The sequence below is a fragment of the uncultured Microbacterium sp. genome (assembly GCF_900078385.1).
Lineage (GTDB): Bacteria > Actinomycetota > Actinomycetes > Actinomycetales > Microbacteriaceae > Microbacterium.
In genome coordinates, this window is sequence record NZ_FLQR01000006.1 from 161622 (window position 1) to 180249 (window position 18628).

The 18628-nt window shown below is 68.2% G+C and carries 20 protein-coding genes; 4 read left to right on the forward strand and 16 right to left on the reverse strand.

The genetic code is table 11. The features are described 5' to 3' along the window. Genes QZL85_RS05735 through QZL85_RS05745 form a run of 3 tightly spaced genes read right to left on the reverse strand, consistent with a single transcriptional unit; the run spans position 1 to position 2683 of the window. On the reverse strand, positions 1 to 936 hold the full coding sequence (locus QZL85_RS05735; protein WP_295574764.1) for an amidohydrolase family protein: 936 nt from the start codon (positions 934 to 936) through the stop codon (positions 1 to 3). Between the two features lie 3 nt (positions 937 to 939). Next, positions 940 to 1635, reverse strand: coding sequence for a 4-carboxy-4-hydroxy-2-oxoadipate aldolase/oxaloacetate decarboxylase (gene ligK, locus QZL85_RS05740; RefSeq protein ID WP_295574766.1), 696 nt, complete (start codon positions 1633 to 1635; stop codon positions 940 to 942). Positions 1636 to 1654: 19 nt separating this feature from the next. Then, on the reverse strand, positions 1655 to 2683 hold the full coding sequence (locus QZL85_RS05745) for an amidohydrolase family protein (RefSeq protein WP_295574768.1): 1029 nt from the start codon (positions 2681 to 2683) through the stop codon (positions 1655 to 1657). A 122-nt stretch (positions 2684 to 2805) separates the two neighbouring features. Here QZL85_RS05745 and QZL85_RS05750 point away from each other — a divergent pair, with 122 nt between their 5' ends. Further along, entirely contained in the window at positions 2806 to 3723 is a 918-nt protein-coding gene (locus tag QZL85_RS05750; protein ID WP_295574771.1) for a LysR family transcriptional regulator, read from the forward strand. A 12-nt stretch (positions 3724 to 3735) separates the two neighbouring features. Here the strand turns inward: QZL85_RS05750 and QZL85_RS05755 are convergent, their stop codons facing one another. Then, positions 3736 to 4389 carry a hypothetical protein gene (locus QZL85_RS05755; protein ID WP_295574773.1) on the reverse strand — a complete coding sequence of 218 codons (654 nt, stop codon included), beginning with the start codon at positions 4387 to 4389 and terminating at the stop codon, positions 3736 to 3738. Between the two features lie 49 nt (positions 4390 to 4438). On the opposite strand from QZL85_RS05755, the gene arfB reads away from it, so the two are divergent. Beyond that, complete coding sequence (gene arfB / locus QZL85_RS05760; RefSeq protein WP_295574775.1) at positions 4439 to 4876, forward strand: alternative ribosome rescue aminoacyl-tRNA hydrolase ArfB; 438 nt, start codon at positions 4439 to 4441, stop codon at positions 4874 to 4876. Positions 4877 to 5282: 406 nt separating this feature from the next. Here arfB and QZL85_RS05765 read toward each other — a convergent pair whose 3' ends face one another. Continuing rightward, positions 5283 to 6269, reverse strand: a complete 987-nt coding sequence (locus tag QZL85_RS05765) for a hypothetical protein (protein ID WP_295574777.1) — start codon at positions 6267 to 6269, stop codon at positions 5283 to 5285. Positions 6270 to 6567: 298 nt separating this feature from the next. Between QZL85_RS05765 and QZL85_RS05770 the strand changes: the two genes are divergently transcribed. After that, positions 6568 to 7131: an RNA polymerase sigma factor gene (locus tag QZL85_RS05770; RefSeq protein ID WP_295574780.1), complete on the forward strand. Its 564-nt coding sequence runs from the start codon at positions 6568 to 6570 to the stop codon at positions 7129 to 7131. Beyond that, on the forward strand, positions 7128 to 7796 hold the full coding sequence (locus QZL85_RS05775) for a hypothetical protein (protein ID WP_295574782.1): 669 nt from the start codon (positions 7128 to 7130) through the stop codon (positions 7794 to 7796). Before QZL85_RS05770 ends, QZL85_RS05775 begins: the two co-directional genes overlap by 4 nt. A gap of 357 nt (positions 7797 to 8153) precedes the next feature. Here QZL85_RS05775 and QZL85_RS05780 read toward each other — a convergent pair whose 3' ends face one another. The 11 genes from QZL85_RS05780 to QZL85_RS05830 form a co-directional block, all read right to left on the reverse strand. Continuing rightward, the gene (locus tag QZL85_RS05780) at positions 8154 to 8450 is read right to left on the reverse strand and encodes a HigA family addiction module antitoxin (protein WP_261606898.1); all 297 of its coding nucleotides are present in this window, start codon (positions 8448 to 8450) and stop codon (positions 8154 to 8156) included. Between the two features lie 13 nt (positions 8451 to 8463). Next, positions 8464 to 8868: a type II toxin-antitoxin system RelE/ParE family toxin gene (locus QZL85_RS05785; protein WP_295574784.1), complete on the reverse strand. Its 405-nt coding sequence runs from the start codon at positions 8866 to 8868 to the stop codon at positions 8464 to 8466. A 752-nt stretch (positions 8869 to 9620) separates the two neighbouring features. Beyond that, a complete protein-coding gene (hutI, locus tag QZL85_RS05790; protein ID WP_295574786.1) occupies positions 9621 to 10820 on the reverse strand; it encodes an imidazolonepropionase in 1200 nt (399 codons plus the stop codon). Next, entirely contained in the window at positions 10817 to 12133 is a 1317-nt protein-coding gene (locus QZL85_RS05795) for a formimidoylglutamate deiminase (RefSeq protein ID WP_295574788.1), read from the reverse strand. The genes hutI and QZL85_RS05795 overlap by 4 nt, the downstream gene beginning before the upstream one ends. Further along, positions 12133 to 13335, reverse strand: a complete 1203-nt coding sequence (locus QZL85_RS05800) for an allantoate amidohydrolase (RefSeq protein ID WP_295574790.1) — start codon at positions 13333 to 13335, stop codon at positions 12133 to 12135. The genes QZL85_RS05795 and QZL85_RS05800 overlap by 1 nt, the downstream gene beginning before the upstream one ends. Then, entirely contained in the window at positions 13335 to 14993 is a 1659-nt protein-coding gene (gene hutU / locus QZL85_RS05805; protein WP_295574792.1) for a urocanate hydratase, read from the reverse strand. The genes QZL85_RS05800 and hutU overlap by 1 nt, the downstream gene beginning before the upstream one ends. Then, entirely contained in the window at positions 14990 to 16558 is a 1569-nt protein-coding gene (gene hutH, locus QZL85_RS05810) for a histidine ammonia-lyase (protein WP_295574793.1), read from the reverse strand. Before hutH ends, hutU begins: the two co-directional genes overlap by 4 nt. A gap of 85 nt (positions 16559 to 16643) precedes the next feature. After that, positions 16644 to 17069 carry a hypothetical protein gene (locus QZL85_RS05815; protein ID WP_295574796.1) on the reverse strand — a complete coding sequence of 142 codons (426 nt, stop codon included), beginning with the start codon at positions 17067 to 17069 and terminating at the stop codon, positions 16644 to 16646. A 29-nt stretch (positions 17070 to 17098) separates the two neighbouring features. Beyond that, positions 17099 to 17575: a hypothetical protein gene (locus QZL85_RS05820; RefSeq protein WP_295574798.1), complete on the reverse strand. Its 477-nt coding sequence runs from the start codon at positions 17573 to 17575 to the stop codon at positions 17099 to 17101. Between the two features lie 96 nt (positions 17576 to 17671). Then, positions 17672 to 18103, reverse strand: coding sequence for a DUF3830 family protein (locus QZL85_RS05825; RefSeq protein ID WP_295574801.1), 432 nt, complete (start codon positions 18101 to 18103; stop codon positions 17672 to 17674). A gap of 31 nt (positions 18104 to 18134) precedes the next feature. Beyond that, positions 18135 to 18623, reverse strand: a complete 489-nt coding sequence (locus QZL85_RS05830; RefSeq protein ID WP_295574803.1) for a hypothetical protein — start codon at positions 18621 to 18623, stop codon at positions 18135 to 18137. Positions 18624 to 18628 lie beyond the last annotated feature (5 nt).

Here is an 18628-nt window from a genome sequence, read left to right on the forward strand (position 1 = left end):
TCAGTTTCCTTCGGGCCAGTAGAGACGGCGCGGATTGTCCACCAGGAGCTTCTGCTGAAGCTCGGCGGTGGGGGCGATGTGCGGGATGAAATCGACCAGGAGCCCATCGTCGGGCATGTGGTCCTTCAGGTTGGGATGGGGCCAGTCGGTGCCCCACAGCACGCGGTCGGGGAACTCCTCGACGACGCGTCTGGCGAACGGAACGACGTCCGTGTAGGCATTCTGCTCCCCGTCGAGGGCCCGCGGACCGGTGGCGGAGAGACGCTCGGGGCAGGACACCTTGGTCCACACGTTCGGGTTCTCCCGCAGGAAGCGGAGGAACAGCCCGAATTCGGGGCCGTCGGGGTCCTTCGTGACGTCGGGGCGACCCATGTGGTCGACGACGACGTCGGTCGGGATCGCGGAGAAGAAGTCGTACAGCCCGGGCAGATCCTCGGCCTCGAAGTAGATCACGACGTGCCACCCGAGGGGGGCGATCTTCTCGACGATCTCGCCGAGCGATTCCGTCGGCACGCGGTCGACGAGGCGCTTGACGAAGTTGAACCGGACGCCGCGGACACCCGCCGCGTGCAGTTCCGCGAGCTGCTCGTCGGTGACGTCGCGGCGCACCGTCGCGACGCCGCGCGCACGGCCCCCGCTGCGCTGCAGGGCGTCGACGAGAGCACGGTTGTCGGCGCCGTGGCAGGTCGCCTGGACGATCACGTTGCGGTCGAAGCCGAGGTGGTCGCGGAGCGCGAACAGCGCGTCGGCCGACGCGTCGCACGGCGTGTACTTGCGCCCTGGGGCGTACGGGAACTGCTCGCCGGGGCCGAAGACGTGGCAGTGCGCGTCGACGGCGCCCGCGGGCAGGGTGAACGTGGGGGTCGCCGGGCCGTCGTACCAGTCGAGCCAGCCGCGGGTCTTCTCGAAGCCGCCGCTGGTGTCTCCGTGCGCCATCGCTCAGTCCTCCACGTACTCGAGGCCGGCCTTCGCGAGCGGCTCGCGCATCCCGTAGAGATCGAGGCCCAGGACGCCGTCGCGGAACTTCTGCCGCTTCGACTCCTCGAGGTCCTCGCGCCTCTGCGACGCATCCGCCACCGCGCCGACGAGCTCACGCGGGACGACGACGACGCCGTCCACGTCCGCGACGACGACGTCGCCGGGGTTGACCACGGCGTTGGCGACGACGACCTGGACGTTCACAGAGCCGAGCGTCGCCTTGATGGTGCCCTTGGAGTTGATGGCGCGGGAGAAGACCGGGAAATCCATCTTCTCGAGGTCGGCGACGTCGCGGACGCCGCCGTCGATGACGAGCCCCTTGCAGCCGCGCGCAGTGAGCGACGTGGCGAGCAGCTCGCCGAAGAAGCCGTCCTCGCTCTCCGTCGTGCAGCCGGCGACGAGGACGTCGCCCTCCTGCACCTGCTCGGCGGCAACGTGGAACATCCAGTTGTCGCCGGGCTGCAGTAGGACCGTGACGGCGGGACCGCACAGCTTCGCGCCGCTGTAGGCGGGACGGATGTAGGGACGCAGGAGGCCGACGCGGCCCATCGCCTCGTGGATCGTCGCGACGCCGAACCGGGACAGGCGGGCCACGTCGGACGGGTCGGGACGCTCGATGTTGGTGCGGACGATGCCGAGGTTGTTCAGGCGGGTCATGTCGTTCTCCGGGTGGGGCTCAGCGGCCGCGCGCGGCGAGGGCGCGGTCCAGGCGGGGGTAGACGCGGCGGGCGTTGCCCTCGAACACCTGCCGGCGATCGTCGTCGGTGAGGTTCGGGGTGGCGTCGACGTACCGCTTCGTGTCGTCGAAGTGGTGTCCCGTGCGCGGGTCGATGTCGCGGACGGCGCCGATCATCTCGCTCGCGAAGAGGATGTTATCGGTCGGGATGACCGTCGTCAGCAGGTCGATGCCCGGCTGGTGGTACACGCACGTGTCGAAGAACACGTTGTCCAACAGGTGCTCTTCGAGCTCGGGCTTGCCGAGCGCCATCGCAAGGCCGCGGAAGCGTCCCCAGTGGTACGGCACGGCGCCGCCGCCGTGCGGGATCACGACCTTCAGATCCGGGAAGTCCCGGAACAGGTCACCCTTCATCAGCTGCATGAAGGCCGTCGTGTCGGCGCCGAGGTAGTGGTCGCCGGTCGTGTGGAACTGCGGCTTGCACGACGTGCTGACGTGGATCATGGCCGGCAGCTCGTACTCGACGAGCTTCTCGTACAGCGGGTACCACGACCTGTCCGTCAGCAGCGGCGCCGTCCACAGACCGCCGGAGGGGTCCGGGTTGAGGTTGACGGTGACGACGCCGAGATCGTTGACCGCGCGGTCGAGCTCCGCGAGGGTCGTCCTCGGATCGACGCCGGGCGACTGCGGGAGCATCGCACCGGGAAGGAAGCGGTCCGGGAAGAGCTCGCTCACCCGCGCGCACAGGTCGTTGCAGATGCGCGCCCACGTCTCGCTCACCCCGAGGTCTCCGATGTGGTGGGCCATGAAGGAGGCGCGCGGGCTGAACACGGTGAGGTCGCTGCCGCGCTCATCCATGAGCTTCAGCTGATTGGCCTCGATCGTCTCGCGGATGTCGTCATCGCTGATGCGCAGCGCAGTCGGGTCGGGCGACTCGCCGCGCCCGTCGGCGAAGGCGATCTGCAGGTCCCGCCACGCACCGAGCTGCGCGGGGGCCGTCGTGTAGTGGCCGTGGATGTCGATGATCAACGCGTGTCGTCCTTGTCACTCTGCCGTGCCCCGTCGGGCGGCTGCTACTGACGACCCTAGGCGCGGTTCGAGCTGTGGTCCAATAGATTCGGACGCTATACCGAATAGATGGGATCGATGGGATGTCTCTCGTGGACCTGAACCAGCTCCGCACCTTCGTCGTCCTCTACGAGCAGCGGAGCCTCACCGCAGCCGCGGCCGAACTCCACGTCACGCAGCCGACCGTGAGCTACACGCTCGGGCGACTCCGGGAGCGGTTCGGCGACGACCTCTTCCGGCGCGAGGGCCACGTGATGGTGCCGACCGCGCACGCCACGCAGCTCTTCGCCCCCCTCCAGGAGGCCATCGCGCAGATCGACGCGACGGTCCACGTCCCGGAGACCTTCGACCCGGCCCGATTCACCGGCCAGCTCGTGCTCGGGCTCACGTCGATCGGCGAGCAGACGTTCCTCCCGCCCATCATGGCGGCGCTCGCGCGCGAGGCGTCGCGTCCGCATCTGCAGGTCGAGCGGCTGGACTCGACCGACGTCGAAGACGGCCTCATCCGCGGGACCGTCGACCTGGCGCTGACGGTGTCCGCGCTGGACTCTCCGCATCTGTGGCGCACGCGCGTGCGCGGGGTCGAATACGTCGCACTCTCCTCGCGTGCGCACCCCCTTCCGCCCACGGGGCCGGAGATGTTCGCCGGACGACGCTTCGTCCGCGTGTCGGCGCGCGGCGGGCATGTGTTCCCGGTCCGCTTGCTCACCGAGCACGGCCTCATGGGAGAGGTGGCGCTGACCGTCGAGGAATACGCGACGGTGCCCGCGGTGCTGGAGGCCACCGATCTCGTCGTGCTGCTGCCACGGCACGTCGCGGAGGTGTTCTGCGGGTGGTTCCCCCGGCTGCGGATCGCGGACCTGCCGTGGCCCGGGGAGAGCACGCCGGTCGCCCTCTACACGCGCGGCGAGGCGCGGCTCTCGCCCGCCCAGCAGTGGTTCCGTAGCCTCGTCTTCGACGCGGTCGCCGACGCCGGGTACCGGAACCGGGCGGCCGAGTAGCGCGGGCGCGCCTCAGGCCTTCCTGCGGTTCCAGCTGGCCTTCGCGGGAGTGAGCGGGCTCCGCACGTGGATCGCCCACGTCGAGTGCGGATGGATGCGCAGCAGCGCCGTCTCGAAGAACGCCCGCGCCTCCTCCGACAGGGTCGGCAGCACGGCATCCTTGTCGGTCTCGTCCTCGGGGCGCGGACGCAGCGCCTTCCAGACGAGCTGCACCTCGGGTGCGCCGGTCGGGATGCCGTCGATGTCGAGCACCGCACGGTCCCACGGCAGCTGCAGCCGCGGGTCGCGCCGGTAGAGCCACGCCCGGTCGGTGCCGTCCTCGATGTTGACCTGCAGCACCCACGCACCCTTCTCGTCGTCGTGGATGCGGACTGGCTGCAGGTCGGCGTCGGCCGGAGCGTCGGCGAACGGGACGAGGTCGTCGTCGCCGAGCGGCGCCCAGGCGCTGAAGCCCGCGGGCAGTGCCTCGACCAGCGGAGCCAGATCACGGGAGGTCGTGCTGACGTCCGTGTTGGCGCGTTCGCGGATCGGCGCGCCGAGCCAGCGGTCGAGCGCCGCCCCGCCGGAGAGCCACCATCGCGCCGAGGTCCCCGCGAAGATCTCCGCCACGGCGTCGGGCGCCAGGCGGTCCCAGCGCGTCGCAGGTGTCGGTGCCGGGGATGCCATGGGCACGAGCCTAATCTCGCGGCATCCCCGCGCGGAGGATGATGGATCCATGGCCACTCCCCACCGCCCCGGTCTGCGGGTCACGGCCGGGGTCACCATTCCCGAGTCCGAGTTGTCGTGGCGCTTCTCGCGGTCGTCCGGACCGGGCGGGCAGGGCGTGAACACGGCGGACTCCCGCGTGGAGCTCAGCTGGGATGCCGCCACGTCGACCGTGCTCTCGCCGCATCAGCGCGAGCGGCTCCTCGAGCGGCTGCGCGGCCGACTGGTGGGCGGCGTGCTGACGATCGCGGCATCCGAGCACCGTGCGCAGCTGCGCAACCGTGATGCGGCACGCGCACGGCTGGCCGCCGTCGTGGCGGATGCCCTGCGGCCACCCGCGCCGGCGCGCCGGCCGACAAAGCCGACCCGAGGGGCGAAGGAGCGCCGGCTGAACGACAAGCAGCGCCGCACCGACATCAAGCGACTGCGCCGGCGGCCCACCGACTGACGCGGCTGCGGAGAGCCCCGAGAACACGAAAACCCGCGGAAATCCGCCGGTTTTCGATCACTGTCTCAACACAGTGTGCGCCCGAAGAGACTCGAACTCCCAACCTTCTGATCCGTAGACCAAACGGCGTGGGCCAGGATCCGCGGAAACACGCGGGCGAACGAGCGTGGTTCACACATGCGTGCACACATCCCGCGGGAGGTCAACGGCTGTTTGAGGCTTTCCGGCATTCGCGCTCATGAAATGGGTTTCTCCAACGCCGCCTGAGACGAAATGCAGCGATCTACGGCCGGATACTGCGCTTCGCGTGTTGCTGAGCCGCCGATCGAGGAGGAGGGGGCTGGCGAGGAACGACGATTAGCCCCTCGAAGGGGCCAATAGAGCGTGACGGGCCCGCCCGGTGCGGCTACTTCACGAGCTGGACAAGGTCCTGGCTTTGGATCGTGCCGTCGGCGGTGACGCCTGACGTGTCGACGAGAACCCGTATCCCCTTGCCGCCGGTGGAGACCTGACCGAGCTTCCCGAGGGGCTTGGACACGTTCGCGTCCGCGTCGAGCAACCAGAACTCGAGCTCACCCGTGTCGTCGACGTACGCACTGATGTTCCACCCCTGGTTACCGCGTTCGTCCGCCACTATGCAGTCGTTCCACCCCGCGGAGATGCGAGTGCAGATGGTGAACGTGATGCCATCTCCGATGGCCCCCGTGGTGGTGATGTTCACACCGATCGGGGTGAGCGGGTCCAGGACCGATGCGTCGACGTCGTCGGGATTCAGGATCGTGTGATCGGGGTCGGGCTCCGGTTCCGCGGGCTCTTCGATCCCCAGATACGCTCGCGTCTCGCCGGGAGCGACCTCGGGCAGACCCGCCAGCACCGCGTTGGCCTCGGTTCCGAGCGCCTCCCGGAGCGGCACGCGCAGCACCTCGTCAAGGCAATCGCCCGGGAAGAAGACCTGCCTGGCCTCGGTCACGATCATGACGTAGTCGACAGTGTTCGGGATCCACAGCTCCGGGTCGGCCATCGCCAGCCACACGGTCGCGTTGTGAGCGAGGGCCCACTCGATCCCGGGCCAGAAGGAGGAATGGAGCCGCACCTTCTCCTCCCCGCCGTCGACAGTGCTCACCGTCACGTCGGTCGTCTTGTCTTCTCCCTCCGCCGGACGCTGGTCAGTGTTGAGCGCCGCCACGGCAACCCACTCCGTTGTCGCGGCCACCGTCTCCAGCGCGGACGCACCCTCCCCCGCACCCCCAGGGCACACGCTGAACGCCTGCCCCAGCTCCTTCGCGCCCGCGTTGTTCGGCAGAGCACCAGGGCTCGAGCAGCCCGCCATAAGTGCGGACAGAGCAAGGACGGTGAGTGTCGTGAGGACGCGGCTTCGTTTGAGGTTGGACATTTACCGCTCCTCCATTCGGACGTCATCGAGCCGGACGGCGCCGCTGCCGGCCGCATTCCCGTAGCCTCGCACCTGCAGTTGATACCCGTCCCTCTGAATACCGATCTTTCCCTTATCTCGAAGAGATGCGAGCCAAGCGCTCGGGCATTAATGAATGATCTGCGCGATCGACTCGCTTCCTCGACGCAGTGACCGCTTCGGCTCACGAACGAATCCCGGCGGACGAACTGCAGAAGAGCTGTCGGTGAACAGACTCGGGTTGCTGTCACGAATGAGTGATGGCCGGACAATAGGGAGTGTGAAGGACGACACAGACGAACAGGTGTGGCGCGCGGTGCAGCGTGGCGACGATGACGCGTTCGCTTGCGTCTGGGATCGCCACTACGCGCGTGTGTTGAGGCACCTTCGTCGCCTCTCGCGCGACGCTCCGGACGCAGAGGATCTGGCGGCGATGACGTTCCTGGAGGCCTGGCGCAAACGACACAAGGTGCGCTTCGTGGACGCGTCGCTGTTGCCGTGGCTCCTCGTGACGGCAACCAATCTTCACCGGAACGCTGCCCGCGCGCGGGCGAGGTACGCGAAGGTGCTGGCCCGCGTACCGCCCCCGCCGTCTCCGCGTGAACCCACTGAGCATTTTGAGCGCGCGCAGCTTGACCCCGGCCTACGTCACGCACTGTCCACGCTCACCGCGCAAGACGTCACGCTTCTTCTCCTCGTCGCGTTGGAGGGGCTGCCCGTCAACGAAGCGGCGTCGGTCGTGGGGCTCCGCGAGTCCGCGGCGCGCAAACGATTGTCGCGGTTGCGGGCCCGGATGCAAGCAGACGGTGACGTACGAAACATAGTGGAAGGAGCCAGATCATGACCGAGACGGCGTCCGAAAGACAACACGCCCTGCGCGATGCCGCGATTCACTATGTCCGTGAACGAGGAGTGAAGTCGCGCGTGCGACGTGTTGCAGTGCCGCTGGTGCTTTCCGGCGTGCTCGCGGGAGGAGGCGTCACGTATGCGGCGGCCACCGTCCTCGACCTCGCGACGGACTACCCCAGCCCGCAGGAGCGCGCCATCACAGATCAACTCGAACCGCTCGTTCAGAAGCTGCAGGCGGTGGCGGGAGGCGAAGGGGCGCTGGTCACCACGATCGACGATCAGCCCAACGGGTTCGGATCTCTGATTGTGGAGACCGATCGACCGGGCCTCACCCTGTACTGGAAAGGTGCCGTGCCGGTCAGCATCTCCCGCATCATCGAAGAGCATCCCGACATCGACGTGACCATCCGCGACGCGCCGTTCAACTACGCCGAACTCGCGGCTGCACGTGACGCGATCGCAGCGCAGCTCAATGAGGAACTCGACGGCAGAGGCACCCTCGTGAGCGTCGGGTCTGAGAGCCAAGCACGCGGACTGATCATCGACGTCCAGACTGAGCGCGCCCTCACGGAGGACGACATCCGGAGGGCTGTCGCCCGCCTCACAACCGTGCCGCTGGTGGAAATCAGCGTGGGTGAGGAAGGCGTCACGTTGTTCTAGGCGCGGCACGCGATGCGCCCGCGCGCGTCACCCATACCGCCGTGTAGGCCCTCGCGGATGCAGACCCCGCGTTGGCGAATGCGCACGATGGCGCAGGCGCCTCACCGAGGTCTCCGATCACGGCAGGCTGACTTGACACATCTAGCTGGCGGTCCACGGCGTGCGTCCCGGTTTGGAGAAGCACTGCGTCTACGATCGCCGCCGAACAGCGCTCGCCGAGTGCAGCGCAGCTCGCGATTGAGCAGGTGAGCGCTCCGGACGTCAACACGACTGCTGCGACCCGACGCAACTGCAGGCGGGTCCGTCTCACGAATCGGAACGTACCTTATGCGGCGCAGGCCGGCGTGAATCGGGAGGTCAGGCCGGGATCAGGCGCTCGACGCGTGCGAGGTCCGCGTCATGCTCGTCGTGCTCGAGTTCGATGTCGAAGTCGTTCTGGATGTTGAGCCAGTAGCGCTCCGAGAGGCCGAACGCACGAGAAAGCCGTAGTGCGGTATCGGTGGTGATCCGCCGCTTGCCGCGGATGATCTCGCTGAGCCTGGTCTGCGGCAGGCCGGTCGCCTGCGCAAGGCGGTAGGCCGTGATCCCTAGCGGCTCGAGGAACTCGGTCTGGAGAATCTCACCCGGGGTGATCGGGTCGTGTGCTTTCGTCATCGGTGGTCCCTCCTCAGTGGTAGTCGACGATCTGTACGTCGGTCGGGCCGGCCGATGTCCAGACGAAGCAGATGCGGTACTGGTCGTTGATACGAATCGAGTGCTGTCCGTCGCGGTCGCCGGCCAGCTTCTCGAGCCGGTTGCCCGGCGGGATGCGCAGGTCGTTGATCGTCTCGGCGGCGTTGAGCAGGCGGAGCTTCTTCTGTGCCGCGCGTTGCAGTTCCTGCCCGAATTGCCGGACATGCTCGCGCGCCCAGACTTTGCGCGTCGCCTCGTCCGCGCAAGACTGGATCACCCCACCATGATAACGCGAGCCGATAGTATCGGCAAGCGGTAGTGGACGAACGGGCGCGCGGTAGCGGGTCCCCTCGTCGCGGCGGGGTCCCTGTCGGCGACGCTCTTGCAACAGCGCGGCCATCGTCTCGGGTACCCCGCCCGGGCGAGTGCGCGATCGCGGGATGACCAACGGGCGCCGATCACGACGCTTCAGTGCACACATAGGTGCACACATGCCGGTGCACACATCCGCTCTGATCGGACTTTGGTAGACAGGCGCTGGCGACGAAAGGCCGCGGATCCACGCGGGAATCACTCGACGTCGCCGAGGAGGCGAGTCAGACGCTGACCAGGCCGAATCAGACAGCGCCCGCACCCCAGAAACCACGAAAACCCGCGGGTTTCCGCGGGTTTTCGATCGTTACTGTCTCAACACAGTGTGCGCCCGAAGAGACTCGAACTCCCAACCTTCTGATCCGTAGACCAAGCGGTGCGGCTCATGAATGCCGTGATTCCGCGGTTCCGAGTGGCAGGTGCACACATGAGTGCACACATCCCGCACGAGGGCGACAACGAGCGACATCCCTCTACCTGCGGTGAGATTTGCACTCATCGACCGGGCGTTCGCTCAGTCCGCTCAAGGGGCGGTCGCCGCGTCATTCCGCCGTTCGACGACCGGTGCGGCGAGGGTCATCTCTGTTCACCGCCACTTAACTCTTCCCGATTCTTTCCCACGTCGTGTTGGCCCCCTGGTCGTCCAGTCAGCAACCGCGGAAGGCCCCGATCGTGGCTGTCGCCTGATTGAAAGAGCAACGGGTCGGCAGATGCAACCGGACTCGACGCCCGTCGGAGCCACTGGCCCTTCTTCAGGCTTCTACTGGAGGAGGGCCTTTTTCATGCCCCTGAATCGGCCCGCGCCCGGTCGATAACGACCGTCTGAGTCCCCGTCGACGCGAGGACGCGGTCGACGAGGGGCACCCCCGGTCGATAGGCCAGATGCACGTAGGACGGAGCGCCCAGGATCACAAGGTCCGCGGCGGCCCCGAGCATCACGACGCCGAGGTCGCGGCGCCGCAGCGCTCGCGCGCCGCCGGCCGTCGCGGACCACAGCGCCTGCGCCGGCGTCATCCTCATTTCGCGAACGGCGAGCGCGATGCACAGCGGCATCGATGAGGTGTAGCTGGAGCCCGGGTTGCAGTCGGTCGCGAGAGCGACCGTCACGCCTGCATCAAGCAATCGCAACACGTCGGGATAGGGCTGACGCGTAGAGAACTCCGCGCCGGGGAGCAGCGTCGCCACGGTGGTCGATGACGCAAGCGCGGCGATGTCGCGCTCTGTGAGGAATGTGCAATGGTCGACAGCCGCAGCATCGAGCTCGACGGCGAGCGCGACTCCCCCAGAAGGTCCGAGCTGTCCTGCGTGCAGCCGAGCGCCGAGGCCACGCTGTTGACCCGCGGTGATCACCGCGCGCGCCTGATCGACGTCGAACGCGCCGTCCTCGCAGAATGCGTCGATCCAGCGCGCGTAGGCAGCCGCCGCGTCCAGCATGGGGCCACGGACGAGGTCGACATAGCCGGCGACGTCACCGGCGTACTCCGGTGGCGGGACGTGCGCCCCGAGGAACGTCGTCTCCGGGGTGAACTCGCGGGCGATGCGGAGAGCGCGCGCCTCGTCGGCGACCGTCAGGCCGTAACCGCTCTTGATCTCGACGGTCGTCGTGCCTTGGGCGCGCATCTCAGCGACGAGCCGGGCTGCATTGTCACGGAGGGTGCGGTCTGCCGCCGCGCGGGTCGCCGTCACCGTACTGCGGATGCCGCCGGCACTGTACTGCTCGCCGCGCATGCGGTGCTCGAACTCCACCGCCCGGTCCCCCGCGAACATCACGTGTGAGTGGCTGTCGACGAAGCCGGGGATGACACAGCCACCTCGCGCGTCGATTTTCTGGTCAGCAGCGGGAGCGGCCCGCGCGTCGCCGACCCACGCGATCACGCCGCGGTCGACGACGACGGCCTGATTCGCAAGCTCCGCAGTCCCGGGCCCGACATTCGGATCGTTGGTGACGAGAAGGCCGATCTGGTCAATGAGGATGCTCATGCCCAGACCTCCGCGATCGCCTCCGCCAGAAGCGTTCCGACGTCACCGAGACGGTGCTTGCGGGCGGTGACGACACGACGACCGTGCACAACGACATCGGTCACGTCCGACGCGGAGGCGGAGAGCCACACCTGATCGGATCGGGAGCCTGCCGTGCGGGGGCTGCCCGGGTCGACGGCGACGAGATCGCAGACGGAGCCGACGACCAGTCGGCCGCCGGTCCATCCGAGGGAGCGATATCCGTCCTGGCCCGCCATGACGAGAAGCTCGGCGGGGTCGAAGCGGCCGCGCTGACCGCTTGCGAGACGCTCGTTCATCTCGATCCCGCGCGCCTCCTCAAACGGGTCCAGAGCGACGTGCTGGTCCGAGCCCAGAGTGAGTCGCACGCCGGCGTCAGCCAGTCGTCGCGCAGGGCCGATCCCGTCAGCGAGGTCGCGCTCGGTCGTGGGACAGAAGCACGCGAATGCGGCGGGCCGGGCGAGAGCATCGATGTCCTCCGCGCTCACATGCGTCGCGTGCACCGCGGTGAAGGACGGGTCGATGAGGTCCGCATCGGCCAGCACGCGCATCGGGGTGCGACCGGTCTCGGCGAGCACCTGTGCATTCTCGGCGGGCTGTTCGGAGACGTGCGCGTGGACGGGCAGTCCCCTCGTTCTCTCGCGGAACTCGCGGAGGTCGGCGGGTGCGACCGCGCGGACCGAGTGCACGGCTGCGCCCACGATCGCCGTCGCCGTCGACGAGACGAGTGCGCGCCGCCGACCCCACGCCTCCACCGACCCGTCACTGAACCGGCGTTGGTCGGTTGCGAGCGGCAGCGCGGACCCGTCTTCTGCGAGCCCGCCCCGGAGATAGAGCGTGTCGAGCAGCGTCAGTCGGATTCCTGCGTCCGCCGCCGCCGCCAGGATGGCCCGTTCCATTGCGGCATCACCATACGGAGTGCCATCGGGCCGGCCATGGATGTAGTGGAACTCGCCCACCAGCGTGAATCCCGCGAGCACCATCTCCGCGAACACGGCGGTCGCGAGGCGGCGGTAGGAGTCAGGGCTCAGCCGCGTCGCGACGTCGTACATCGCCGTTCGCCACGTCCAGAATGTGCCACCGTCGCCGTGGGTGCGGCCGCGGAGCGCACGGTGGAACGCATGGGAGTGCGCGTTGGCCAGCCCGGCCAGAATCAGGCCGGGAAGGATCTCGTCGGTCCCCGAGGCCGCAGCGCGGACGTCGACAGAGTGGATCACGCCATCGACGACAGAGATCCGGACGGCGTCCTCCACTCTTCCGTCGACGATCGCTCGCTCGCACCAGAAGACGGTCATCACCGCACCCGCGCCCGGATGGTGGCGACAAGGGCGGCAACGCCGTGCTCACAGTCGGCGTCGTCCGCCCTCTCCTCCGGCGCGTGCGAGATGCCGGTCGGGTTCCGGACGAGGAGCATGGTCGTCGGGATCCCGGCGAGCGCCAGGACGCCGGCATCGTGCCCGGCGCCGGAGGGCAGCACCGGGACATCTCCGAGGTGTGCGGCGACGGCGGCTGTCAGGCCGGGGTCGAAGGCCGTATCGGCCGTCCATGATTCCTCCGTCGGCGAGAAGCCCGTCACACGTCGAACGTCGGCGAGCACCCGGCGAACGGCGCGCTCATCCGCCGCGCGCGCATCGATCCACAGCGAGGCCGATCCGGGGATGGAGTTCACCGCTCCAGGGACGACCCGCACCTTTCCGACTGTCGCGAGCGCGCCGTATGTCTGCGCCGCCCGGCGCACCGCGAGAACGACGTGCGCGAGCCCGATCATCGGGTCCCGGCGAGCGGCGAGCGGCGTCGTCCCGGCGTGGTTCTGCTGTCCGGGAAAGTCGACACGCCAGCGCCCGTGCGGCCAGATCCCGGCACCTACTCCGACCGGCGCATCCGCGGCGATGAGCCCCGCACGCCCGTCGCGCGCTGGAAGATGACCCTGCTCGATGTGCAACTCGACGAACTCGCCGATCCGCGCGACCCGCTCCGCGTCGTGGCCGACATGCCGGACGGGCTGCCCGGCACGCGTCATGGCGTCGGCCAGCGAGCCGCCGTCGCTGTCCTTGAGGCCGAGTGCGCGCTCGGATGACAACGCGCCGACCATGAGTCGCGACCCGACACAAGCGACTCCGAACCGGGCTCCCTCCTCGTCAGCGAACGCCACGACTGCCATCGGCCGGGTCGGGACGAAATCGTCGCGCCGGAGGGTCGCGATGGCGGTGAAGGCCGAGGCCACGCCGAGCGGCCCGTCGTACGCGCCCCCGTCGGGGACACTGTCGAGGTGCGATCCCATAACGAACGCGGTGCCCGGCAGGTCCGGTCGCCACCACGCCCAGAGGTTTCCGTTGCGATCGGTCTCGACGTCGAGGTCGAGCGCATCTGCGCATTGAAGGAACCATTGTCGGCACTCGAGGTCGGCCGCCGTCCAGGACTGTCGGTCGTACCCGCGCCCGGAAGCGCTGACGCCGACATCGGTCAGCTCGCCCAGCAGTCCGCCGACGACGGACATCAGGACTCCGTCATCGGGATGCGGACGCCGCGCTGGGCAGCGACCGACTCAGCCTCGGCGTAGCCCGCGTCGACATGGCGCAGCACCCCCATGCCGGGGTCGTTCGTCAAGACGCGTGCGAGCTTCTCCGCGGCGAGCGCGGAGCCGTCTGCCACGGTGACCTGTCCGGCGTGGATCGATCGCCCGATGCCGACGCCGCCGCCATGGTGGATCGAGACCCACGAGGCCCCCGAGGCGGTGTTCACGAGGGCGTTCAGCAGCGGCCAGTCGGCTATCGCATCCGATCCGTCCTTCATCGCCTCGGTCTCCCGATAGGGCGAGGCGACGGAGCCGGCATCCAGATGGTCACGGCCGATCGCGAGCGGCGCCGACACCTCGCCGGAGGCCACGAGTTCGTTGAACCGGAGCCCTGCACGGTCCCGCTCCCCGTACCCGAGCCAGCAAATGCGTGCCGGAAGCCCCTGGAAGCGGACACGTTGTCCGGCCATCCGGATCCACTTCGCGAGAGATCGGTTCTCGGGGAAGAGCTCGAGCACGGCACGGTCGGTCGCCGCGATGTCCTGCGGGTCGCCGCTGAGCGCCGCCCAGCGGAATGGACCCTTTCCTTCGGCGAAAAGAGGCCGGATGTAGGCGGGAACGAACCCGGGGAACGCGAAGGCATCGGCGAATCCCGCGGCCTTCGCCTCCGTGCGGATGTTGTTGCCGTAGTCGAAGACCTCCGCCCCCACTTGCTGGAACCCGACCATTGCCTGCACCTGGGCGGCCATCGAGTCGCGAGCCGCGGCAACGAAGCCGGCCGGGTCTGAGAGACGCGCGGACTGCCAATCGTCGAACGCGACCCCGATCGGCAGGTACGCGAGCGGGTCGTGCGCGCTGGTCTGATCTGTGACGATGTCGATCTCGGCAGCCATGGCCAGCATGTCTGGGAAGACCTTGGCGGCGTTGCCCAGCAGGCCGATACTGAGCGGACGGCGGGCGTCGCGCGCCGAAGTCGCGAGCTCAAGGGCGTGCGCGATCGACGTCGCCTCCACATCGAGGTACCCGTGCTCGATCCGTCGGGCGATCCGTGACGGATCGACGTCGACGCAGATCGCGACACCGTCGTTCATGGTGACGGCCAAGGGCTGAGCACCGCCCATCCCCCCGAGGCCGCCGGTGAGCGTGATGGTGCCGGCGAGAGTCCCGCCGAAACGCTTTGCAGCGACGGCGGCGAACGTCTCGTAGGTGCCCTGCAGGATGCCCTGCGTGCCGATGTAGATCCACGAGCCGGCGGTCATCTGGCCGTACATCGTGAGCCCGAGCTGTTCAAGTCGACGGAACTCGTCCCAATTCGCCCAGTCCCCAACCAAGTTGGAGTTGGCGAGGAGGACGCGAGGAGCCCACTCGTGTGTCTGCAGCACGCCGACGGGTTTCCCCGACTGGACGAGCAGGGTCTCATCACCGCGAAGGGTCGTAAGAGTCCGCACGATGGCATCGAAGCTTGCCCAGTCTCGCGCTGCGCGGCCGGTCCCGCCGTACACAACGAGATCGTCGGGGTGCTCAGCGACCTCCGGATCGAGGTTGTTCTGCAGCATCCGCAGGGCGGCCTCCTGCGACCAGCCGAGTGTGTGAAGCTTCGACCCGCGGTGGGCCCGCACGGGGCGCGATCCGGTCGTCATACGAGCTCTCCTCCTGCGGCGCGCGCCGCTTCGAGCAGTGAGCCGTCCATGACCATCGCGTGGGATGCGGCGATCTCGGGGGCGAGGTAACGGTCAGTGCCAGGACCCGGCACGCTCGCGCGCAGCGCGGCGACGACCGCGGCTGTCACCGGCGAGGGTTGGAGCGGACTCCTCATGTCGATGGCGCGCGCCGCCGTGAGGATCTCTACGGCGAGTACGCGGGCCAGGCCATCGACCGAGCGCCGCAGCTTCCGTGCGGCCGCCCATCCCATCGAGACGTGGTCCTCCTGCATAGCCGACGACGGGATCGAGTCGACGGATGCCGGGGCACCGAGCCGTTTCAGCTCGCTGACGATTCCCGCCTGCGTGTACTGGGCGATCATGTGGCCGGAGTCGACGCCGGGATCGTCGGCGAGGAAGGCGTTGAGTCCGTGGTTGCGGGACACGTCGAGGAAGCGGTCGGTGCGGCGCTCGCTCATGCTCGCGAGATCGGCGGAGACGATCGCGAGGAAGTCCAGGGCATAGGCGACCGGGGCGCCGTGGAAGTTGCCGTTGGACTCGACGCGTCCGTCGGCGGTGACCGCCGGATTGTCGACCGCCGACGCCAGCTCGCGCTCGGCGACCAGAGCAGCGTGAGCGATCGTGTCCCGCACCCCGCCGTGGACCTGCGGTGCGCAGCGCAGGGAGTAGGCGTCCTGCACGCGGGTGAATCCGACACCGGAAGGCAGCAGTCCGGAGCCGGCGAGGACGGCACGCATGTTCGCTGCAGAGTCGCGCTGGCCCGGGTGGGGGCGCAGCTCCTGCAGGTCCGCCGCGAAGACGGCGTCCGTGCCGCGGAGCCCTTCGACGCTCATCGCTGCGGCAAGGTCAGCCGTCGTGATCAGCCGACGCAGATCGGTGAGCGCGAGGACCAGCATTCCCAGCATCCCGTCGGTGCCGTTGATGAGAGAGAGTCCTTCCTTCTCCGTGAGGATCACGGGTTCGATTCCGGCAGCTGAGAGTGCCTCAGAGGCAGGGACAAGGACCCCGGACGCGTCGCGAACGTCGCCCTCGCCGAGGAGGGCGAGCGCGCAGTGCGCGAGCGGCGCCAGATCTCCGGAGCAGCCGAGGCTTCCGTACTCGCCCACGATCGGAGTGATGCCGGCGTTCAGGACCGCGGCATAGGTGTCGGCGACGGATGCACGCACGCCGGTGCGACCTGTGGCCAGGGTAGAGAGTCGGAGCAACATGAGGGCGCGCACGACCTCGCGTTCCACTTCGGGGCCGGTGCCGGCCGCGTGGCTTCGCACGAGGGATCGCTGGAGCTGCGCGCGCAGCTCCACGGGGATCTGCTTCGTCGCGAGCGCGCCGAATCCCGTCGAGACGCCGTAATGCGGACGCGTGTCGGAGGCGAGGTCGGCGATCACGGCAGCGCTGCGGGTCATGGCTGTCACCGCCGCGGGGTCGAGGGAGACGCGGGCGTCGTCACGAGCAACGGCGACGACGTCGTCGAACGACAGAGCACCGGTGCCGACGAGGACTTCGGTGCGCTGCGCGGCGGCGCGGGGCAGGAGGGCGGTGGTCACGGGGGGCCAATCTGAGCGGGAGCGGACGGGGACGATCCCCGGTGGCGACGGCGGACACACGTCACCACCGGGGGGCTGGGAGGGGTCAGGCGGCGATGGCGAGTTCGACGACCTGGCCCTGCTGCAGCCAGTTCTTCATGCCGGCGAGGGCGAGCTCGAGCTCGCCCTCGACGACCTCGCCGATGTAGCTGATCTTCAGTGGCTCGTCGGCCAGGTCGTCGCCGTACACGACGCAGAACTGCTGACGCGGGTTGTACCAACAGACCGATCCGCGGGCGTACCCCTTCTCAGCCCGGCGCATGGCACCGACTTCCTCGGTGAGGTAGACGTTCTCCCACGGGGCAACGATCGGCATCGTCCAGAAGACCATTTCGCCGATGATCTTTCCGTGCTGCAGGATGCTCTTCTGCGGGAGGTTCTCCTTCAGTGCTGCCACGATGCCGGGGACGAGGTCATCGAACACCTGGATCGTGCAGACCTTCTCACCGTCGATGGACATGATGAGTTTCATGATTGGTTCTCCTTCTCGTTTCGTGGGGATCAGGCGTCGACGCGCTTGAAGCCGTTGGTGACGCCCCAGGGGAAGACGGCGTCGACCCACATGTGGACCTTGTTGACGTAGCTGATCGCCGCGCGCGTGACCGCGAGGAACTCGTCGAGCGAGACGGCGGCCTGGGTCGCCTCGACGTAGCGGGCCACGAAGCCCCCGGCCTCGGGCATGCCGACGAAGTCGAAAAAGGCGGCCTTGTATCCGACGATCTGGCTGACGAGGACCTGCAGGGTCACGAGGTCGAGGGTGCGCGTCTCGCTGGCCTCGATGATCCCCCAAAGCACCTCGTCGGACAGCGTGCGCGCCTCACTCTCGGCGAACATGAGAGTGGACAGGTACTGCCCGTGCGTGCCCGTGCGGCGCGGGATGATCCCCTTGCCCATGTTGACGATCTCCTGGGGGCACTCCAGCCAGATCTTCTGGCGCTCGGCGTTCAGCTCCGCGATGACGTCGGTGACGATGCTCATGACGTTCCTTTCTGTTGCGTGGTCGGGGGTACGGAGGGCGCACTCGTCCACCGGTCGACGCCGCTGCGGGCTCCGACCGGGGGCGGGGCGGGGTGGTCAGGCCTCTTCGCGGATGCGCAGCTCGACGAACTTGTCCTGCTTGCGCCACGTCTCTTCACCGACCAGAGCGAGCTCGGTGAGGCCGTCGATCACCTCTCCGATGAAGCTGTTGCCGAGAGGCTCCACGGCGAGGTCGTCGCTGTAGGTCACGCCGAACACCTGTCGGGGGCTGTAGAAGACGACGGTCCCCGCGACCGTGCCCTTCTCCTTGCGGCGCATGTCCCCGAGGTCCTGGGTGAGGATGTAGTTCTCCATCGGGATGACGAGCGGGAGGACTGCGAACAGTTGGTCGCCCACGAGCGTCGCGTGCTGGAGCTTCGTGCGCAGCGGCAGCCGGCGGCGGAACTCCTCCGCGGTCTTGGGTACGAGGTCTTCGAAGATGCGGATGCCGCAGATGTACTTCTCGTCGACGATGAAATCGATGATCATGACTGGTTGTCCTTCGGTGGTCGGGGCGGTCTCAGGCGGTCTGCTTGGCATCGGCGCGGGGGAAGGCTGTCGCGATGCCCCACGGGAACACGCTCTGGATCCACATGTGGACGCGATTCGTGTAGGACAGCGCTGCACCGGTGACCGCCGCGAACTCTTCGAGCGTCTCGGCCGCGCGGGCGCCCTCCGCGTAGCGGTGGATCCATTTGCAGGTCAGCGGCAGGCCGACGAAGTCGAAGAAGTCCGCCTTGTAGTCGATGATCTGCGTGACGAGCTTCTTCATCGTGGCGAGATCGGTCTCGGGGTCATGGCTGACCTCGATGAAGCCCCAGAGAATCTCGTCCGCGAGGGTGCGCGCCTCGCCCTCCGCGTAGAGGAGGGATGTGAAGTACTGCTTCTTAGGCCCGGTGAGACGGGGGATGATGCCGTTGCCGAGGTCGCGCACGTCCTCGGGGAGGGTGAGCCAGATGCGCTCGCGTTCTGCGTCGAGCTCGGCGATGACGTCGTCTACAAGAGACATGGGTG

Coding starts and splice junctions, on each gene's coding strand:
- QZL85_RS05735 (WP_295574764.1), bottom strand. CDS start 936: ATGGCGCACGGAGACACCAGCGGCGGCTTCGAGAAGACCCGCGGCTGG.
- hutI (WP_295574786.1), bottom strand. CDS start 10,820: ATGAGCATCCTCATTGACCAGATCGGCCTTCTCGTCACCAACGATCCG.
- QZL85_RS05755 (WP_295574773.1), bottom strand. CDS start 4,389: ATGGCATCCCCGGCACCGACACCTGCGACGCGCTGGGACCGCCTGGCG.
- QZL85_RS05780 (WP_261606898.1), bottom strand. CDS start 8,450: ATGACGAAAGCACACGACCCGATCACCCCGGGTGAGATTCTCCAGACC.
- QZL85_RS05750 (WP_295574771.1), top strand. CDS start 2,806: ATGTCTCTCGTGGACCTGAACCAGCTCCGCACCTTCGTCGTCCTCTAC.
- arfB (WP_295574775.1), top strand. CDS start 4,439: ATGGCCACTCCCCACCGCCCCGGTCTGCGGGTCACGGCCGGGGTCACC.
- QZL85_RS05800 (WP_295574790.1), bottom strand. CDS start 13,335: ATGTCCGTCGTCGGCGGACTGCTGGGCGAGCTGACCGATGTCGGCGTC.
- QZL85_RS05830 (WP_295574803.1), bottom strand. CDS start 18,623: ATGTCTCTTGTAGACGACGTCATCGCCGAGCTCGACGCAGAACGCGAG.
- QZL85_RS05820 (WP_295574798.1), bottom strand. CDS start 17,575: ATGAGCATCGTCACCGACGTCATCGCGGAGCTGAACGCCGAGCGCCAG.
- QZL85_RS05815 (WP_295574796.1), bottom strand. CDS start 17,069: ATGAAACTCATCATGTCCATCGACGGTGAGAAGGTCTGCACGATCCAG.
- QZL85_RS05825 (WP_295574801.1), bottom strand. CDS start 18,103: ATGATCATCGATTTCATCGTCGACGAGAAGTACATCTGCGGCATCCGC.
- QZL85_RS05775 (WP_295574782.1), top strand. CDS start 7,128: ATGACCGAGACGGCGTCCGAAAGACAACACGCCCTGCGCGATGCCGCG.
- QZL85_RS05765 (WP_295574777.1), bottom strand. CDS start 6,269: ATGTCCAACCTCAAACGAAGCCGCGTCCTCACGACACTCACCGTCCTT.
- ligK (WP_295574766.1), bottom strand. CDS start 1,635: ATGACCCGCCTGAACAACCTCGGCATCGTCCGCACCAACATCGAGCGT.
- QZL85_RS05795 (WP_295574788.1), bottom strand. CDS start 12,133: ATGACCGTCTTCTGGTGCGAGCGAGCGATCGTCGACGGAAGAGTGGAG.
- QZL85_RS05785 (WP_295574784.1), bottom strand. CDS start 8,868: ATGGCCGCGCTGTTGCAAGAGCGTCGCCGACAGGGACCCCGCCGCGAC.
- hutU (WP_295574792.1), bottom strand. CDS start 14,993: ATGACGACCGGATCGCGCCCCGTGCGGGCCCACCGCGGGTCGAAGCTT.